This window comes from Sphingobium sp. GW456-12-10-14-TSB1 (genome assembly GCF_059424385.1).
The window spans coordinates 2,020,791-2,039,420 of the sequence record NZ_JBWKZI010000001.1 but is presented as its reverse complement, the minus strand read 5'-3'; the positions used below and the strand labels follow the sequence as shown (position 1 = coordinate 2,039,420).

Here is an 18,630-nt window from a genome sequence, read left to right as displayed (position 1 = left end):
CTCACTCCTATTCCTTTTGACAGGCAGGTTCGACAAGCAAATGGCGCGCATCGTGATGAAATTCGGCGGCACCTCCATGGCGGGGATGGAACGAATTCGCAACGTGGCTGCGCGGGTCAAACATGTCGTGGCCCAGGGCCATGAAGTCGCTGTCGTCGTGTCCGCCATGGCGGGCGAGACGGACCGGCTGGTCGGCTTCTGCAAGGAAGCATCCGCTCTTTATGACCCGGCCGAATATGATGTCGTCGTCGCCGCCGGTGAACAGATCACCAGCGGCCTGCTGGCGATGACATTGAAAGCCATGGATGTCGACGCGCGCAGCTGGCTTGGCTGGCAGCTGCCGATCAAGACGATCGAGGCCCATGCCAAGGCGCGGGTCAGCAGCATCGATACCGACGCGCTGCTCGCCGCGATGGGCGCGGGCCAGGTGGCCGTGATCCCCGGCTTTCAGGGCATGATGGCCGATGGCCGCGTCTCGACGCTGGGCCGAGGCGGCTCGGACACCTCTGCCGTCGCGGTCGCCGCCGCGATCAAGGCGGATCGTTGCGACATCTATACCGATGTCGATGGCGTCTATACCACCGACCCGCGCATCGTGTCGCGCGCACGCAAGCTTGACCTCGTCACCTATGAGGAGATGCTGGAACTGGCCTCGGTCGGCGCGAAGGTGCTGCAAACCCGGTCGGTCGGCCTCGCCATGAAGGAAGGCGTGGTCGTGCAGGTCTTGTCCTCCTTCGATGATCCCACCCAGACCGACCTGCCCGGCACGCTGATCGTCAGCGACGAGGAACTGGAAGCCAAGCGCAAGGAAAACAAGATGGAACGTCAGCTCATCACCGGCATCGCCCATGACAAGAATGAGGCGAAGATCATCGTGACCCGCGTGCCTGACAAGCCGGGTGCGGTCGCCAGCATCTTCACGCCGCTGGCGGACGCGGCGATCAACGTCGACATGATCATCCAGAATGACTCCAAGGATAATGAAGAGACGGACGTCACCTTCACCGTCCCGCGCGCTGACCTGGCGCGCAGCGTCGACATCCTTGAAGCCAACAAGGACGCGATCGGCTTCCGCCGCATCATCACCGACACCGAAGTCGCCAAGATCAGCGTCGTGGGCGTGGGCATGCGCAGCCACGCCGGTGTCGCCGCCACCATGTTCAAGACGCTGGCCGATCGCGGCATCAATATCGAAGCCATCTCCACCAGCGAGATCAAGGTCAGCGTGCTGATCGACGAGGATGAAACCGAACTGGCCGTCCGCGTGCTGCACACCGCTTATGGTCTCGACGCGCCGACAGCGTAAAATTTGTTCCCCTCCCGCTTGCGGGAGGGGCTAGGGGAGGGCGTGTGTCGCCGTCTCCTTTACAGGCCCTCCCCCGACCCCTCCCGCAAGCGGGAGGGGGGAAAGAATGACATATGACCAACGCCAAACTCACTGCCCTCATGGCCCGCGGCACGCAGTTTCTGGGCTGCGACACCGCCATTTTGTGCGGGGCGATGAGCTGGGTGTCGGAACGGCATCTGGTGGCGGCCATATCCAATGCCGGGGGGTTTGGCGTGATTGCCTGCGGCGCGATGACGCCCGCCCTGCTGGATGCGGAAATCGCCGCGACCAAGGCGCTGACCGCCAAGCCTTTCGGCGTCAACCTCATCACCATGCACCCGCAACTGTTCGACCTGATCGACGTCTGTGCCAGGCATGATGTCACCCATGTCGTGCTGGCGGGCGGCTTGCCGCCCAAGGGCAGTATCGAGGCGATCAAGGCCAAGGGCGCGAAGCTGATCTGCTTCGCCCCCGCTCTGGCGCTGGCCAAGAAACTGGCCCGCTCCGGCGTCGATGCGCTGGTGGTGGAGGGCAATGAAGCGGGCGGCCATATCGGCCCGGTTGCGACCAGCGTGCTGGCGCAGGAAATCCTGCCCGAAATGAGCGGCCAGTTGCCGGTGTTCGTCGCGGGCGGCATTGGCCGGGGCGAAGCGATCGCCGCCTATCTGGAAATGGGGGCTGCGGGCGTGCAATTGGGCACCCGCTTTGCCTGCGCCACCGAAAGCATCGCCCATCCCGCCTTCAAAAAGGCCTTCTTCCGCGCGTCGGCCCGCGATGCCGTCGCCAGCGTCCAGATCGACCCGCGCCTGCCGGTCATCCCCGTGCGCGCGCTCAAAAATGCGGGCATGGACAATTTCACCGCCAAGCAGCGCGAAGTCGCCAACCTGCTCGATGCCGGTGCGGTCGACATGGGCGAAGCACAGTTGCAGATCGAACATTTCTGGGCTGGCGCACTGCGCCGCGCGGTGATCGACGGCGATGTCGATGGCGGGTCGCTGATGGCGGGCCAGTCGGTCGGGATGGTGACCAAGGAAGAACCCGTAGCCGACATCATCGCGCAACTGATGGCGGAGGCCGCAGTGGCGCTGGAGCGACGGGCTGCCTGAATTCGCGCGATGAACGGTTAATCCAGCATATTTCCTCCGGCCGGAATGCCCGGCATGACGGTGCGCAGCCCATCGGAGAAATTGATGATCGTCCTGCGCCGTTTTTATGGCCGTCTTTCGCTTGTGTCGCTGGCCGTGCTGGCGGCCTGTTCGACCCCTGTCGCGCCGCCCCCGCCACCCACGCCGCCGCCGCCGCTGGTCGAAACGGTCAGGCCGCGTCCGCCCATGGGCGCGGTGGAAAATATGAGCATCCCGGAAATTCAGGATGGCAAATATCTGACCCCCAATCGCAAGGTCACGTCGAACACGGCGCTATGGCATGTCCGCATGGCACTCAACGTCGCGGCGCTGTCCTGCCGCAGCTCTGCCGATCTTGCGCGTCTGCAATATAATCGCCTGCTGCATGTTCACGGCCCCATATTGACGCAGGCCAACGAAGCGGTCGATCGCAATTACAAGGTCGCCTATGGCGCCGCCGGGTTCGGCGCGCGCGAACGGCTCAACACCACCGTCTATAATTTCTTCTCGCTGCCGCCCGTCATGAAAAGCTTTTGCCCGGTGGCCGAAGCGGTGGGGGCCAAGCTGTTGGCGATGCCATCCAGCGCCCTGCTGGACTATGCACCGACCGCACTGGCCGAACTCGAAAAACCGTTTCAGGATTTCTACGCGGCCTATGCGGATTATCTGCGGCGGCTGGCCGAATGGCAATCGCGCTTTGGCGGAACGGTGACCGTATGGGCGGTGCCCAGCCCGCTGCCGCCACCACCCGTGCCGCCGGGCGAGGCGCCCCGCCAGGGCTTTGCCCCCAGCGTGACGAGCGCGATCCAGCAAAACCTGCCGCCACCGCCCGATGCGGCACCTGCGGCACAGCCGGCCCGTCCGCCTGCCGCAGCGCCAACCCAGCCCGCCACGTCGGGCCCAAAGCTGATGGTTCAGCCGCTGCCGACCAATACCGAATGAGCGTCCCCCGCCGTTGCGCATGAGCAGTGGCGGGCGCATCATGACCGGCGAGTCGTTTGACGGTTAGCCCGCCATGCCGGCGCATCGCGGGGCCAAGGAGGAGAGAGACGATGGCCTATATGGACGGTTTCGTGATCCCGGTGCCCAAGGGCAACAGGCAAGCCTATCGCGATCTGGCCGCCATGGCCGCGCCGATCTTCATCGAACATGGCGCGATCCGCGTGGTCGAATGCTGGGGTGACGATATAAAGCCGGGCAAGGTCAACGACTTCCGCACGGCCGTGATTGCCGAGGAAGGGGAAGATGTCGTGTTCTCCTGGATCGAATGGCCCGACAAGGAAACCCGCGACGCCGGATCGGCCAAGGTCATGGCCGACGAGCGGATGAAGCCGGAGGATGGGCAGGACATGCCGTTCAGCGGCGCACGCCTCATCTATGGCGGCTTTTCGGTACTGGTCGACGAAAAGGCCTGAGCCGCCGAGCGGGAGATGGACAATGACTGATCGCAACGGACAGTTTTTCTGGGTCGAGCTGATGACCAGCGACCCGCAGGCGGCGCTCGCTTTCTACAGCGATGTCATAGGCTGGACCACTATGCCGTTCGGCGAGGATGGCGGCTATACGCTGGTCGTCGGCAGCGCCGGGCCGTTGGGCGGGGTGATGGCCATTCCGGATGAGGCCAGGGATTGCGGCATGACCCCTTGGTGGGGTGGCTATATCGCCTCGGCCGATGTCGATGCGGATGCCGCGCGGCTGGTCGCGGCCGGGGGCAGCATCAAGCGCCCGGCGGAAGATATTGCGGGCGTTGGCCGTTTCGCGGTGATGGGCGATCCGGGCGGCGCGACCTTCATGCTGCTCAAAGGCTCCAGTCCCGACGGCGTGGAAGCGTCGTCGCCCATGGCGCTGGGCCATGTCGGCTGGCACGAACTTTACAGCGGCAATTTCGACGCCGACATGGCCTTCTACACCGGCCAGTTCGGCTGGGCCAAAGGCGACGCCATGGATATGGGCGACATGGGCGTCTATCAACTCATCTCCCAGACCGGCGGTGGCGATTTTACGAGCATGACGGGCGGCATCATGCCTCTCCCCAAAGAAATGCCCGTGCCGCTCTGGCTCTTCTACTATGTCGTGGCCGACATTGACGCCGCGGCGCAGCGCGTCACCGCAGGCGGCGGCACCATTCTCAATGGCCCGTCGGAAGTGCCCGGCGGCAGCTGGATCATCCAGGCGCGCGACCCGCAGGGCGCGATGTTCGCGCTGGTAGGCGCGCGCGGGGCGGAAGCGGCATGACGAACATTGCGCCCTGCCTCTGGTTCGACGGTCAGGCGGAGGAAGCGGCGCATTTCTACGCCTCCGTCTTTGGCGGATCGGTCGATCATGTCAGCTACTATCCGCAGGAAAATCTTTCCCCATCGCCCGCGGCGGGGGGCAGCGTCCTGCTGGTTGAATTCACCCTGTTGGGTCTGCGTTATCAGGCATTGAACGGCGGGCCTCAATTCCCGTTCACCGAAGCGGTGTCGCTGTCGGTCGCGTGTCAAGATCAGGCAGAACTGGACCGCTATTATGACGCGCTGACCGCCGATGGCGGATCACCTGCGCCCTGTGGCTGGCTCAAGGACAAATATGGCCTGTCCTGGCAACTGGTGACGGAAGGGATCATGGCCAATTACCACAGCGGCGATCAGGCCGGGATCGACCGCATGATCAAGGTGATGATGACGATGCAGAAACTCGACACTGCCGCCATGCAGGCGGCCTTCGATGGGGACGCGGCATGAGCGAGGGCGCGCATGAACTGTCGGTCAGTTGCACCATCGCAGCCCCGCGCGCGACATGCTGGGCGGTGTGGACCGACCGCAAGGCGGAATGGTTCTGTCCCAAACCGTGGCGGGCCGAAGTCATCGAGGAAGATTTGCGCCCCGGCGGCCGCAGCGCGGTCCAGATGTTCGGACCCGATGGAGAGGAAACCGGCCCGATGGAGGGTGTCTTTCTGGAGGTGGTGCCGGGCGAACGGGTTGTCACCACTGACGCCTATGCCGCAGGCTGGGTTCCGCAAACGCCCTTCATCACCGCCATCTGGACCTTCGCGGACGAGGGCGAAGCCACCCGCTTCACCGCCACCGCCCGTCATTGGGACGCAGAAGCCAAGGCCCGCCATGAGGCAATGGGCTTCCATCCCGGCTGGGATCAGATGATGGCGCAGTTCAAGGCCTTGTGCGAGGGCGCGGCGGGATAACGCCCTTCGCTGACGTCGCTACGGCCTCACCGCAGATCGCAACCTTTATCCGCTACTCTGTCCCATAGCGGGGCAGGGCGGCGTTAACTCCGTTCCTCCCTTGGTCGCTGCGTCGCGCGCGCCTATCCTTGCCACCATGCGCATCCTGTCCACCAGTCTCCTCGTCTCCGCCGCCATCGCCTCGACCGCGCTGGCGCAGGGCAATCCCGCCCCTTTCACGCTTGCCGAATCGGGCCGCGCCTTTGGCTCGCTGGCCGATGCGCTGGGCGCGATCGGCGATGGGCGCGGCACGGTGGTCGTCGCGCCGGGCACCTATCACCAATGTGGCGTCCAGCAGGGCGGCGATGTCACCATCCGCGCCGCGACGCCCGGCACGGTGATTTTCGACGGCGTCCCGTGCGAGGGCAAGGCGGCCCTGGTGCTGCGCGGGCGGGCGAGCACGGTCGACGGCATCATCTTTCAGAATATCCGCGTGCCCGACGGCAATGGCGCAGGCATCCGCCTGGAAAGCGGCAACCTGACCGTCCGCAACAGCCTGTTCCGCAATAGCGAGGAAGGCATATTGACCGGCGATTATGATGGCGGGCAGGTCAGCATCGACAAATCGACCTTCCGTCATCTGGGTCGTTGCGACCGCGATCTGGATTGCGCCCATGGCGTCTATATCGGGCGTCTGGCGGCACTGACCGTCACCAACAGCCGGTTCGACCTTGGCGATGGCGGCCATTATCTCAAGACCCGCACCGCCCGCGTCACCATCACCGGCAACAGCTTCGACGATAGCGGCGGCAAGCTCACCAATTACATGATCGACCTGTCCAACGGCGCGAGCGGCGTCATCAGCGGCAATGAGATGGTGCAGGGCAAGGACAAGGATAATTGGTCCGCCTTCATCACCGTCGCCCCCGAAGGCCGCGAACATGGAAGCGCGGGGCTGGTGATCGAAGGTAACAAGGCAGGCTTCGTGCCGGGATTGGAGCGCAATTCCACCTTCGTCGCCAACTTCACCGACGACGCGGTGCGGATCGGCGCGAATGACCTTGCCCCCTCGATGAAGGTCAAGGAGCGGCGATAGAGGATTGTCCCAGCCCTCGTCCGGGCTGAGCCTGCCGAAGCCATGTCCTTCTCGTGCCGGAGGACGACTATTCGACAGGCTCAGTATTGGCGGGATATGGGGTTGTGTCGAACAATGGGTCGTCGGATACTGCAATCATGCGAACCACCTATGACAGTGCCACCGTCCGGCTTTACCATCTGGGTGACGATGGCGGCGCGACGACATTGATGTACGGCCCTTTGAGCGAAGCGCTGCGCGTGGCCGAACAGCAGACGCAGGAAACGCAGGACGGGCTGTATCTGGCGACCGACAATGACGTGGTCGCCTATCTCGACCTGATCGAAACCTAGCCGTCGGCAAAGCCGAAGGGCGCGCGGGTCCGGCGATAATCGTCGGGCAGCATGTCCCGCCCGATCGGCGGGGCGGAGCGGGCCAGGCACTGGGGACGATGGCACAGGCGGCAGGTGACGCCGATCGGGGTCGGGTCCGGCGTCGGCTGGTCCTGTGTATAGACCAGCCGATGGGCGTGCTCGGCCGCGCAGCAGAGCGCAATCGCCCGCTCCACCCTTGGCGCGCCCCAGCCGCCACCGCCCGCCGTGACGGTCCGGGCGATCGAGAAGAAGCGCTGCCCGTCCGGCAGTTCGAGCCATTGGGTAACGACTTCCCGCGGCGTCTCGAACACCCGATGCACCGACCAGAGCGGGCAGGAGCCACCATGGCGGGCAAAGGGAAATCCTGCCCCGTCGAGCCGCTTGGACGCATTGCCTGCCGGATCGACGCGCAGGAAGAAGAAGGGCACCCGCTCCTGACCCGGTTTCTGCAAGGTGGTCAGCCGATGCGCGGTCTGCTCGAAACTGGTGCCGAACTGCCGCGCCAGCGCCTCGACATCGTAGCGCCGCGTTTCGACCGCCTTGGCGAAGGCGGAATAGGGCATCAGGATCGCCGCCGCTCCATAGCTGGCCAGCGCCCGCCGGGCGAGCCTGCGGCCGCTTTCCCCGGCGAACTGGCCGTCCTTCAGGATCGCGTCGAAACTTTTGCGCATCTCCAGATAGGCGATCTGGAGCGCCAACTGAAACTGCGAACTGGCGGTGTCGAGCGTATCGTCCAGCAGCACCGCATCGCGATGCCGGTCATAGCGGCGCAATGATCCGGCCATGACGTCTGACGGCAGGCGGCGGACGCGCAGATTGTGTTTGACGCGCAACCATGCCGTCAGCCCGCCCTCGGCCTCCGCTTCCGCCGCCAGCTTTTCCGCCGCATCGTCGAGCAGCGGAAAACTGTTGCGGCGGGCGGCCAGGAAGCGGCGCGATTCGGCCACCGGATCGGGAACTTCCTCCGGCGCATCCTGCCCAACAGCGCGGTCGGCGAGCGCCAGATGCTCCTCCCTGTAGCTGGTGTAGAGCCGCAGCAGTGCTTCGGTAATGCCGGGATAATTGACCGCGACATCCCCGGTGGCGAGGGTTGGCAGGTCCAGATCGGCGAACATCGGGTCTTTCAGCACCGCATGCAGCCGCGCGGTCTGCTCCGCGCCGCCATCGCCCGCCACCTCCGCCATATCCAGCTTGTAGGTCCGCGCGAGTCGCAGCAGCATATCGGCCGTCAGCGGTCGCTGGTTGCGCTCCAGCAGCGCGACATAAGAGGCGGAAATATCGAGATCAGCGGCCATATCCGCCTGGGTCAGGCCAAGGTCGCGGCGCAACCGCCGCAATCGCGGCCCCATATAAACCGGGCTATCCTTGCGCATTGCAGCGACTCCTGTGCAGACTTTACAACTTTACAGCATAAATTTGTAAAGATCGACAACTGAACTTCAGCAGGACTGCCGCACTGCAACAGAGGGGATTAGGGCATGCCGCAACAGCTCACTTCCCACGCAAGGACGGCTCATGACCTATCAAGACAATATCGCAAAGGCGCAGCAGCTCATCGGCAGCCATCCCGGCACCTGGGACGGCATCAATGCCGAATCCGTCGCGCGCATGAAGCTGCAAAACCGTTTCAACACCGGCCTCGACATTGCGAAATATACCGCTGGCGTCATGCGCCGCGATATGGCCGCCTATGATCTGGACCCGGCCAACTACACCCAGTCGCTGGGCTGCTGGCACGGCTTCATCGGTCAGCAGAAGATGATCGCGATCAAGAAGCATTTCGGCACGACCAAGCAGAAATATCTGTACCTGTCCGGCTGGATGGTAGCGGCGCTGCGCAGCGACTTTGGCCCGCTGCCTGACCAGTCGATGCATGAAAAGACCAGCGTTCCCGCGCTGATCGAGGAACTATACACGTTCCTCAAGCAGGCCGACGCCCGCGAACTGGGCCTGATGTTCCGCGATCTCGACAAGGCGCGCGAAAGCGGCAACGCGGTCGAGGCGCAGCGCCTGACCCACGCGATCGACAATTATGAAACCCATGTCGTTCCGATCATCGCGGATATCGACGCGGGCTTCGGCAACGCGGAAGCGACCTACCTGCTCGCCAAGAAGATGATCGAGGCGGGCGCCTGCGCGCTCCAGATCGAAAATCAGGTCAGCGACGAAAAGCAGTGCGGTCATCAGGACGGCAAGGTCACGGTGCCGCATGAGGACTTCCTCGCCAAGGTGCGCGCCTGCCGCTACGCCTTTCTGGAACTGGGCGTCGACGATGGCATCATCGTCACCCGCACCGACTCGCTGGGCGCCGGCCTCACCAAGCAGATCGCGGTCAGCAAGGAACCGGGCGACATTGGCGACCAGTATAACAGCTTCCTCGATTGCGAGGAGATTGACCCCGCGACGGCGAAGAATGGCGACGTCATCCTGAACCGCGATGGCAAGCTGCTGCGGCCCAAGCGCCTGCCCAGCAACCTGTTCCAGTTCCGCGAAGGCACTGGCGCAGACCGCTGCGTCCTCGACTGCATCACCTCGCTCCAGAATGGCGCGGACCTGCTGTGGATCGAAACGGAAAAGCCGCATATCGAGCAGATCGCCTCGATGGTCGACCGCATCCGCGAAGTCATCCCCAACGCCAAGCTGGTCTATAACAATTCGCCCAGCTTCAACTGGACGCTGAACTTCCGCCAGCAGGTCTATGATGCATGGGTTGAAGCGGGCAAGGATGTCAGCGCCTATGACCGGGCGCGCCTGATGAGCGTCGATTATGACGACACGGATCTGGGCCGGGAAGCGGATGACAGGATCCGCACCTTCCAGAAGGATGCAGCGGCGCGGGCGGGGATTTTCCACCACCTCATCACCCTGCCGACCTATCACACTGCGGCGCTCAGCACCGACAATCTGGCCAAGACCTATTTCGGCGAAGAAGGGATGCTCGGCTATGTCGAGGGCGTCCAGCGCAAGGAAATCCGTCAGGGCATCGCCTGCGTGAAGCATCAGAATATGAGCGGCAGCGACATTGGCGACGATCACAAGGATTATTTTGCCGGTGAAGCCGCGCTCAAGGCGGGCGGCGTCCACAATACGATGAACCAGTTTGCGGCCTGACGGCTGCTGAACTAGCCAGTTCGCGGGGTACTCGACACTCCTCCGCGATTTGGGTGGAAGGACTTGACGACCCGGCGGCGCACCGTCGGGTCGTTCTTTCGTTTTAGTGGGTGTTGGTATTCCCGCGCAGGCGGGAACCCAGTCCCGCCGTCTGAACTGGATTCCCGCCAGCGCGGGAACACGCTGCATTCAATCGCTTCTTGGCGTCAAACAATACCTGCCCGCTGCCGCACCGTCTGCTTCAATATGTCGAGCGGCATCGCGCCCAGCGTCAGCACGTCATGAAACGCCTTGATGTCGAAAGCGGTGCCCTGCTTCTTCTTCACCTCGGCGCGCAAATCGTCCCAGACCGTGTGGCCGATCTTGTAGCTGCACGCCTGTCCCGGCCAGACGGTGTAGCGGTCGATCTCGCCCTGGCTGCGACCCCTTGCGATGCCGGTGGTGGCGATCAGATAGTCGGTCGCCTTTTCCCGGCTCCACCGTTTGACGTGCATCCCTGAGTCCACGACCAGCCGTGTCGCGCGGAACAGCAACGACTGGAGATAGCCGACCTGCCCCAGCGGATCGCCGTCGAACATCCTCATTTCGTCCGCCAACTGCTCGGAATAGAGCGCCCAGCCTTCCGAATAGCCGCTATAGCCGCCGCGTCGCCGGATCATCGGAATAGCGTCCGATTCGAGCGCGACCGACACTTGCAGATGATGACCCGGCACTGCCTCATGATGGGTCAGCGTCGCCAGCCCGAATTTGGGTCTGTCGAACGTGTCGCGCAGGTTGATATAATAGATGGCGGGGCGCGACCCATCGAGCGAGGCGTTCTGATAATAGCCCCCCGGTGCCCCCGCCTGGATCGTCACGGGAACGCGGCGGACCTCGACCGGCGCCTTGGGCACGATGTTGAAGGCTTCGCCCAGCCGCTTTTGCATGGCGATGATCTGAAGGTTCAGTTGCGCCAGCAGCGCCTCGCGGCCCGCATCGGTATTGGGAAACAACTGGTCGGGGCGCTGGTTCAGCGCGACCAGACGCTCGCCGACGCTCCCCTGGCTCATCCCTTCGCCCTTCAGGATCGTGTCGATGCGTGCGCTGATCTGCGCCACCTGATCCAGGCCGATCCGGTGGATTTCATCGCCGGTCAGCGCGGTCGTCGTCGCGGCTTCGGCGGCGGCGGCGTAAAAGGCTTCGCCGTCGGGCAGGCGCCATACGCCCGCGTCATGGCTGGCCTTAGCCCGCAATGCCTGTACCAGCGCGCGCTGCCGGTCGAGCGCTGGGAATATCTTTTCCGCCACGATCTTTTCAGCCTGTGCCGCACGTTCGGGCGGCAGGCCAGCGGCAGCAAGTTTCTTTGCAAAGGACGCGACAAGGACCGTTTGCGCGGCCGGCTGATCGCGCAGCGCAGCCTGCATCTTGAGCGTCGTGTCGAGAATATAGTCGGGCGCGAACACGCCCTTGGCGGCATCCGCCTTCTGCCGCGCAAGTTCGCCGTCCATGGACGCTGGGAAGGCTTCCAGCCGGGCCAGATAGGCATCGGCATCCGCCGCATCCCTGACCCGATGTTGCGAATCAAGAAAGTCAGGTGTCTCGCGATAGCTGCCGGTCAGTTGGCTCAGTACATAGGGCGCATAGCGGCCCGCCGTCTCGCCATAGCCGAAGCGTTCGCCCCCAATAGAGCGCGCAAGCTGGTAAGTGACGACATCGTAATCCAGCTTCGACGCATCGCTCAAGGCCGCGCGGTCGATGCTGGCGAGTTGCCGCGCCTGCGCCTTGCTGCGCGCCAGATCGCGCGCGACCCCGGCGGCGGACGTGTCGCTCAGCTTGCCCCGCAGCGCCGCGCGCTCCCCGGTGTCGAGGCCAAGCCGGGTGGCCTGCTCGGGCGAATCCGCCAGCCGTTCGTAGAAGAAACCATCGAGCATGGCGCGCAGCCGGGCATCGGCCGTAGCGGGCTGGGCAAAGGCGGGGGTGGCGGCGGCCGTCAGCGCGGTCGCGCCGCTGGTGGCAAGGAATTGGCGTCGGTTCACGACAGGAAACTCCGTCTGTCTGGGGAAGGGCGATAATGATGTAACGCCCGTGATGCCCCCTTGTGCCGCCCTTCCAAAGGCTTGGCTAGGTCTTGCACCAGATAAGCCAGCCTTATGCTTTGCGTCGCTGGTTGCGGCTATACGGCCCCATGCCCATGCGATACGGCTGGACCTGCCTGTATCAGCGGAGCCATGCCATGCCCTACACACTCATCACCGCCAACCGCAATTACAGCAGCTGGTCGCTGCGCCCCTGGTTGTTGATGACCGCGCTGGACATCCCCTTTATCGACCGGATCGAGCCCTTTGCGCAGGCCAGCAACTATGCCGCATTCCGCAGTTTTTCGCCGACGGGACAGGTGCCTGCGCTGATCGATGGCGACCGCACGGTCTGGGATTCGCTGGGCATTACCGTCTATCTGGCCGATCGCCATCCGGCCGTCTGGCCCACGGACGACGCCGCGCGCGCCTGGGCGCAATGCGCGACGGCGGAAATGCACAGCGGCTTTGCGACCCTGCGCAATGATTGCACGATGAATGTCGGGGTACGGGTCGAACCGCATATGCATTCGCCCGCGCTCAACCGGGACATTGCGCGTCTGGCGGAGCTTTGGTCCGAAGGTCTGGCGCGCTTCGGCGGACCGTTCCTGGCCGGTTCGGCCTTCACCGCCGTCGATGCCTTCTACGCCCCGGTCGCATTCCGCGTGCGCACCTATGGTCTGGATGTCGGCCCTGTGGGGCAGGCCTGGGTCGATCATATGCTCGCATTGCCCGCCATGCTGGCATGGGAAAAGGCCGCCTTGGCAGAGACATGGCGTGAAGACAGCCATGAGGCCGAGATCGGCGCCGCCGGACGGATCGTCGCGGATTATCGCGCTGTGTAACATTGTTGCCGACCAGATGGACAAAAGTGTCGTTTACTGCCCGCTTCCCCCTTTTCCCCCGATCTTTCCGGGTCTAGGGGGGGAACCACTATGGTTAAGCTCCGCACCCTCTATGAGAAGATCTGGGACGCGCATGTCGTCGAGCGCCGCCCGGATGGCACCTGCCTGATCTATATTGATCGCCACCTCGTGCATGAGGTGACGTCGCCACAGGCGTTTGAGGGGCTTCGCCTGGCTGGGCGAACGGTGCGGCGGCCGGACCTGACGCTGGCCGTGCCGGATCATAATCTGCCCACCACGCCGCGTCGCGACGCCGATGGCAATCGCATCCCGATCGCCGACCCGGAAAGTGCGCAGCAACTCGCCGCGCTGGAACGCAATGCCCCCGAATTCGGTATCCGCCTGATCGGCGACGCCGATGTGGAACAGGGCATCGTCCATGTCGTGGGGCCGGAACAGGGCTTCACCCTGCCGGGCACGACACTGGTATGCGGCGACAGTCATACATCATCGCATGGCGCGCTGGGCGCACTGGCCTTCGGCATTGGCACGTCGGAGGTCGAGCATGTGCTGGCGACGCAGACATTGCTGCTCAAGCAATCGAAGACGATGCAGGTCGTGGTCGAAGGCGAACTGGGCTTTGGCGTAACCCCCAAGGATGTCGCGCTGGCGATTTGCGGCCATATCGGCACCGCTGGCGGCACCGGCTATGTCATGGAATATCGCGGCTCGGTGTTCCGCGATATGTCGATCGAGGGGCGGCTGACCGTCGCCAATATGTCGATCGAGGCAGGCGCACGGTCGGGCCTGTTCGCGCCTGACGAAACGACTTTCGCCTATCTGAAAGGCCGCCCGATGGCGCCCAAGGGGGCTGACTGGGATGCTGCCGTCGCCTGGTGGCGCACGCTGGCGACCGATGAAGGGGCTGTGTTCGACAAGACGGTGGTGATCGACGCCGCCGACATCGTGCCGACCGTCACCTGGGGCACCAGCCCTGAAGATGTTGTTGCGGTGACGGGCGTGGTGCCGAACCCCGACAGTTTCGAGGATGCGTCCAAGCGGGCGGCGGCGCAAAAGTCGCTCGACTATATGGGGCTGACCGCGGGGCAGAAACTGGCCGACGTGGCGATCGAGCATGTCTTTATCGGCAGTTGCACCAACAGCCGGATCGAGGATCTGCGCGCTGCTGCGGCTTTGCTCGACGGGCGGCACATCGCGAGCGGGATCAAGCATGCCATGGTCGTGCCGGGGTCGGGGCTGGTCAAGCGGCAGGCCGAAGCCGAGGGGCTGGACCGCATCTTCACCCAGGCGGGCTTTGAATGGCGCGAGCCGGGCTGTTCGGCCTGCCTTGGCATGAACCCGGACAAGGTACCGTCCGGCGAGCGCTGCGCATCGACCAGCAACCGCAATTTCATGGGCCGTCAGGGACCGGGCGCGCGCACGCATCTGGTATCGCCTGCAATGGCGGCGGCGGCGGCGATCACCGGCCGGCTGACCGACGTGCGCGAACTGTTGAAAAAAGAAGAGGGGATGGCACTGTGAAAAAGATCTTCTGGCTGCTCACACTGGGCGCACTGGCAAGCGCGGCGATGGCCGCGACGCTGGGTCGGGCCGAGGATATTCCCGCCACGGAAGCAAAGCAGGCGCGCTGATGGACAAGCTGACGACGGTTGAGGGCAAGGCCTATCCGTTCGGGATGAAGAATGTCGACACCGACATCATCATTCCGTCGCACTGGCTCAAGACGATTTCGCGCAACGGCATGGGCAAGGGCGCGTTTGAAGTGCTGCGCAAGGAGCCGGGCAACGTCTTTGACGATCCGGCCTATGCCGGCAGCCCGATCCTGATTGCGGGCGACAATTTCGGCTGTGGCTCCAGCCGCGAACATGCCGCCTGGGCGCTGGACGATCTGGGCATCCGGGTGGTGATCGCGCCCAGCTTTTCCGACATTTTCTCCAGCAATGCGTTCAAGAACGGCATATTGACCGTCGTTCTGCCGCAGCAGGCGATCGACCGGCTGATGGAAGTCGCGCAAGGCCCGGCAGGGACGCCCGACGAAATCCATGTCGATCTGGAACAACAGACGGTCACGACCCGGTTTCAGGATCGTTTCAGCTTCGATATTGACCCGTTCCGCAAACATTGCCTGATGGGGGGACTGGATGAAATCGGCCTGACGCTGGGCGATGCCGATGGCATCGGCGTCTATGAAGCAAAAATGGCGCAGGATCGCCCCTGGACCATCCCCGTCGTTGCGTAACGACGCGCTTCTTCCTATCTCTTTTTCTACCATCAGGTTTCAGTGGGGCTTTTGGGCATGACGACTTTCGACGATCGCGAACGGGCCTTTGAAAATATGTTCGCGCATGATCAGGAAATGCAGTTCCGCATCCAGGCGCGCCGCAACCGCCTGCTTGGTGAATGGGCGGCGGCGAAGATGGGGCTGACGCCGGAAGAAACCGATGCCTATGCCAAGGCGGTGGTGCAGGCTGATTTCGAGGAAGCCGGTGACGAAGACGTCATCCGCAAGCTGGTGGGCGACATGACGTCGGCGGGTATCGACATTGACGAGCCGGGCGTGCGCGCCGCGCTGGAAGAACAAGCGGTGGTCGCCCGCCGCATGTTCATCGAAGCGCAGTAAGGCACGACCGATGCCAATGGCCGCCGATGACATTGCCGCCATGATCCGCGCGGCGATTCCCGATGCCGATGTCGAAATTACCGATCTCGCTGGGGATGGCGACCATTATGCCGCGCGGGTGGTGTCGGAAAGTTTCCGCGGGATGAGCCGGGTGGCGCAGCAGCGCGCCGTTTACGCGGCGCTTGGTGGACGGATGGGCGGCGTACTCCACGCCTTGCAACTGACCACCGCGGTTCCCAACTAGACACGCATCACAGATTCGCGCCCACAAGCGGTGCCAGACAGGAATGGACTTTCGATCATGACCGACGCCGTGCATCAGCGGATTGCCGAAATCGTGGGCGCCAATGACGTGGTGCTCTTCATGAAGGGTACGCCGCTCTTCCCCCAATGCGGCTTTTCCAGCCGCGCCATCGCGATCCTCGAACATCTCGGCGTCGCGTATGAAACGGTCGACGTCTTGCAGGACCAGGCCGTGCGGCAGGGGATCAAGGCCTTTTCCGACTGGCCGACCATCCCCCAGCTTTATGTGAAGGGCGAATTTATCGGCGGCAGCGACATCATGATGGAAATGTATGAAGCTGGCGAATTGCACCAGTTGATGACGGACCAGGGGGTCGCTGCGGCCAGCTGATCCTGACCGAAATATACTGCCATGCAGGGCGGTCCGTTGATCGGGCCGCCTTTTTTTGTGCCGACTATTGGGGGGATTCACCGGGTTGGGGGTGCCGACGGAGACCTGGCAGCACCCCCAGGGTAGTTACACGGTGGGTTATGCAATGAAAGTTGCAACCGCCGTGCCACAACGATCGGAGCGCGCAAATCCGCGGTTACAAGGGTTAACGGCGCGTACCGCTGACAGGCTTCTGTCAAAAATCCCGACATTTTCACGATGCGTAGAGCGCCTCTGACGGGGCGGCCTTAACGCTATTGACTACAGTCGTAATCAATGCGACTACATCTGTAGTTGGAAAAGGAAGCGAGAGTCGCGTGGCGCAAGTGGGTGAAAAGATCAGCGAAGCCGAACTGGTGGTGATGGAGGCGCTGTGGGAACAGTCGCCGCTGACCGCCAATGACGTGGCCGATCGCGTCACCGCCGCGCGCGACTGGAGCGCCCAGACGGTCAAGACATTATTGTCGCGGCTGATGGCCAAGGATGTGATCGCCGCCGATCAGGATGGCCGTCGCTTCCTCTATCGGCCCCTTGTCGCGCGGGAGGATTATGTCGCCAGCGAATCGGGGCGGCTGGTCAACCGGCTGTTCGGCGGGCGGGTGTCGCCGCTGGTCGCGCAACTGGCGAGCCAGGATCAGTTGAGCGACGATGACATTGCCGAGCTTGAGGCAATCCTGAAAGGGCTGAAATCATGAGCGTCTGGATGGTTGAAACGCTGATTGCCACGACGCTGCTGATGGCGCTGGTCATGCTGTTGCGACGGCCGGTGGCGCGCTGGTTGGGGGCGGGGGCCGCCTATTGCCTTTGGGCGGTGCCGTTCGCGCGAATGCTGCTGCCCGCGCTGCCCGGCGACGTCGCCAGCCCCTCTCCCTTGCATGTCGCCGTCGATCAGGCTGGCCTGCCCGATCTGCTGGCCGTTGCGCCCGCGCCGCAAGTGGCGGCGGAGGCGAGCTTTCCCTGGCTGGAGGTCGGCATCGGCGTCTGGTTTGCCGGGATGCTGGCTTTCCTTGTCATACAGGCGGTCGGCTATGCGCGGTTCCGGCGGCACATGCTCACCGGTGCCACGCCGATTGGCGAGGAAGGCCGTATCCGCCTGATCACCAGCCCCCATGCCAGTGGTCCGCTTGCCTTCGGCGTGCTCAAACCCTTCATCGTGCTGCCCGCCGATTTTGCGCTGCGCTATGACGCGCTGGAACAGGAAATGGCGATTGCGCATGAACGCGCCCATCATGCCCATGGCGATCTGGCCGCGAACATGATCGCGCTCGCGCTGCTCGCCATCCACTGGTGCAATCCCATCGCCTGGATGGCCTATCGCGCCTATCGCGCCGATCAGGAAACGGCCTGCGACGCCCGCGTACTGGCGCTTTATGGCCAGGATCAGGCCCATATTTATGGCCGCGCGATCCTGAAGGCCGCTGGTGGCCGTCAGTTCGCCGCCGCCTGTCATCTCACTCGTATTACAACATTGAAGGGGAGGCTCATCATGCTTTCGCGTCACGAAATTTCACTCCACCGGATCAGCTGGGGCATGGCCGCCGTCGCGATGGTGACGGCTACGGGCCTCGCGCTCACGGCGTCGGGCAGCCGCGCTGCGCAGCAGATGGCCGCCATCAGCGACACGGTGGAAACCGCAGACTTTGCACGCCTGTCCGATCTGGTCGCCAAACCCGCCGCCGCCAGCGTGCCGCAGACGCCAGACGTTCCCGACGTTGCAGCCGTCCCGGCAGCAGCGACTATCGACACCGAAATGGCCGTCGCACCGCCGCCCGCGCCACCCGCTCCGATCGTCCCTGCCGCAGATATGGTCGCGCCGGTAGCGCCCGTCCCGCCCGTTCCCCATGTGCCGCCCGTAACCGTTCGGGAGGAAAAGGGCGCCATCGTCGTCACCCATGCCGATGGCCGGGTCGAGCGCCACCATATCCCGACCGACGCCGAAATCCGCCGCATGGTGCCGCGGGTCGACGTCCGCAACGGCTGTGAGGGCAGCCAGACCGTCAGCCAGCGTGAAAGCGTGGATGGTGACGGTCGCCGCACCATCCGCGTACGCATCTGCCAGGCGCAGATCGAAGCGCAGGCCCATCGCGCGGCGCGCGCGGGACTGGTGGCGGCCCGCGCCCAGGTCGCAAGGACCGCGCACATGACCGACCGCGTCCGCGCCGACGTGCTGCGCGATCTGGACGACGAAATTGCCAAGATTGACGGGCAGGGGGACTGACCCGGCCCGTTCGACCGGGTCACCCGGA

The 18,630-nt window shown here is 63.9% G+C and carries 20 protein-coding genes; 18 read left to right on the top strand and 2 right to left on the bottom strand.

Translation table 11 applies throughout. The annotated features are described in order from the left end of the window. Positions 1–40: 40 nt before the first annotated feature. The 9 genes from AC07X9_RS09925 to AC07X9_RS09885 all read left to right on the top strand — a co-directional run bounded on the left by AC07X9_RS09925 (position 41) and on the right by AC07X9_RS09885 (position 7,039). Positions 41–1,306 (top strand): aspartate kinase, encoded by a 1,266-nt coding sequence (locus tag AC07X9_RS09925; protein ID WP_017181421.1) that lies wholly within the window; start codon positions 41–43, stop codon positions 1,304–1,306. A 113-nt stretch (positions 1,307–1,419) separates the two neighbouring features. Continuing rightward, entirely contained in the window at positions 1,420–2,433 is a 1,014-nt protein-coding gene (locus AC07X9_RS09920; protein WP_017181420.1) for an NAD(P)H-dependent flavin oxidoreductase, read from the top strand. 45 nt (positions 2,434–2,478) lie between these two features. Continuing rightward, positions 2,479–3,393, top strand: coding sequence for a hypothetical protein (locus tag AC07X9_RS09915; RefSeq protein ID WP_017181419.1), 915 nt, complete (start codon positions 2,479–2,481; stop codon positions 3,391–3,393). A 110-nt stretch (positions 3,394–3,503) separates the two neighbouring features. Continuing rightward, positions 3,504–3,866: a DUF1428 domain-containing protein gene (locus AC07X9_RS09910; RefSeq protein ID WP_017181418.1), complete on the top strand. Its 363-nt coding sequence runs from the start codon at positions 3,504–3,506 to the stop codon at positions 3,864–3,866. Between the two features lie 22 nt (positions 3,867–3,888). Beyond that, positions 3,889–4,686, top strand: coding sequence for a VOC family protein (locus AC07X9_RS09905; protein ID WP_017181417.1), 798 nt, complete (start codon positions 3,889–3,891; stop codon positions 4,684–4,686). After that, positions 4,683–5,174 (top strand): VOC family protein, encoded by a 492-nt coding sequence (locus tag AC07X9_RS09900; RefSeq protein ID WP_017181416.1) that lies wholly within the window; start codon positions 4,683–4,685, stop codon positions 5,172–5,174. Before AC07X9_RS09905 ends, AC07X9_RS09900 begins: the two co-directional genes overlap by 4 nt. Beyond that, positions 5,171–5,632: an SRPBCC domain-containing protein gene (locus AC07X9_RS09895; RefSeq protein ID WP_017181415.1), complete on the top strand. Its 462-nt coding sequence runs from the start codon at positions 5,171–5,173 to the stop codon at positions 5,630–5,632. Before AC07X9_RS09900 ends, AC07X9_RS09895 begins: the two co-directional genes overlap by 4 nt. A 136-nt stretch (positions 5,633–5,768) precedes the next feature. Further along, positions 5,769–6,707: a right-handed parallel beta-helix repeat-containing protein gene (locus AC07X9_RS09890; protein ID WP_026002097.1), complete on the top strand. Its 939-nt coding sequence runs from the start codon at positions 5,769–5,771 to the stop codon at positions 6,705–6,707. A gap of 137 nt (positions 6,708–6,844) precedes the next feature. Next, positions 6,845–7,039 (top strand): hypothetical protein, encoded by a 195-nt coding sequence (locus AC07X9_RS09885; RefSeq protein ID WP_026002096.1) that lies wholly within the window; start codon positions 6,845–6,847, stop codon positions 7,037–7,039. Here the strand turns inward: AC07X9_RS09885 and AC07X9_RS09880 are convergent. Continuing rightward, positions 7,036–8,433 carry a helix-turn-helix domain-containing protein gene (locus AC07X9_RS09880; protein ID WP_017181412.1) on the bottom strand — a complete coding sequence of 466 codons (1,398 nt, stop codon included), beginning with the start codon at positions 8,431–8,433 and terminating at the stop codon, positions 7,036–7,038. The two genes, AC07X9_RS09885 and AC07X9_RS09880, sit on opposite strands and share 4 nt — an antisense overlap. Positions 8,434–8,575: 142 nt before the next feature. Between AC07X9_RS09880 and AC07X9_RS09875 the strand changes: the two genes are divergently transcribed. Beyond that, positions 8,576–10,171 carry an isocitrate lyase gene (locus AC07X9_RS09875; RefSeq protein ID WP_017181411.1) on the top strand — a complete coding sequence of 532 codons (1,596 nt, stop codon included), beginning with the start codon at positions 8,576–8,578 and terminating at the stop codon, positions 10,169–10,171. A 206-nt stretch (positions 10,172–10,377) separates the two neighbouring features. Here the strand turns inward: AC07X9_RS09875 and AC07X9_RS09870 are convergent, their stop codons facing one another. After that, complete coding sequence (locus tag AC07X9_RS09870) at positions 10,378–12,186, bottom strand: DUF885 domain-containing protein (protein ID WP_017181410.1); 1,809 nt, start codon at positions 12,184–12,186, stop codon at positions 10,378–10,380. 197 nt (positions 12,187–12,383) lie between these two features. On the opposite strand from AC07X9_RS09870, the gene AC07X9_RS09865 reads away from it, so the two are divergent. The 8 genes from AC07X9_RS09865 to AC07X9_RS09830 all read left to right on the top strand — a co-directional run bounded on the left by AC07X9_RS09865 (position 12,384) and on the right by AC07X9_RS09830 (position 18,602). Next, positions 12,384–13,070 (top strand): glutathione S-transferase family protein, encoded by a 687-nt coding sequence (locus AC07X9_RS09865; protein ID WP_017181409.1) that lies wholly within the window; start codon positions 12,384–12,386, stop codon positions 13,068–13,070. A gap of 90 nt (positions 13,071–13,160) precedes the next feature. Beyond that, positions 13,161–14,612: a 3-isopropylmalate dehydratase large subunit gene (gene leuC, locus AC07X9_RS09860; protein ID WP_017181408.1), complete on the top strand. Its 1,452-nt coding sequence runs from the start codon at positions 13,161–13,163 to the stop codon at positions 14,610–14,612. Positions 14,613–14,721: 109 nt separating this feature from the next. Beyond that, a complete protein-coding gene (gene leuD / locus AC07X9_RS09855) occupies positions 14,722–15,330 on the top strand; it encodes a 3-isopropylmalate dehydratase small subunit (protein WP_017181406.1) in 609 nt (202 codons plus the stop codon). Between the two features lie 57 nt (positions 15,331–15,387). Beyond that, positions 15,388–15,711 (top strand): DUF1476 domain-containing protein, encoded by a 324-nt coding sequence (locus AC07X9_RS09850; RefSeq protein WP_017181405.1) that lies wholly within the window; start codon positions 15,388–15,390, stop codon positions 15,709–15,711. Positions 15,712–15,721: 10 nt separating this feature from the next. Beyond that, entirely contained in the window at positions 15,722–15,955 is a 234-nt protein-coding gene (locus AC07X9_RS09845; RefSeq protein WP_026002095.1) for a BolA family protein, read from the top strand. A gap of 57 nt (positions 15,956–16,012) precedes the next feature. Beyond that, complete coding sequence (grxD, locus tag AC07X9_RS09840) at positions 16,013–16,345, top strand: Grx4 family monothiol glutaredoxin (RefSeq protein ID WP_017181403.1); 333 nt, start codon at positions 16,013–16,015, stop codon at positions 16,343–16,345. 365 nt (positions 16,346–16,710) lie between these two features. Next, positions 16,711–17,079, top strand: a complete 369-nt coding sequence (locus AC07X9_RS09835; RefSeq protein WP_026002094.1) for a BlaI/MecI/CopY family transcriptional regulator — start codon at positions 16,711–16,713, stop codon at positions 17,077–17,079. Continuing rightward, on the top strand, positions 17,076–18,602 hold the full coding sequence (locus AC07X9_RS09830; protein WP_086485759.1) for a M56 family metallopeptidase: 1,527 nt from the start codon (positions 17,076–17,078) through the stop codon (positions 18,600–18,602). The genes AC07X9_RS09835 and AC07X9_RS09830 overlap by 4 nt, the downstream gene beginning before the upstream one ends. Positions 18,603–18,630 lie beyond the last annotated feature (28 nt).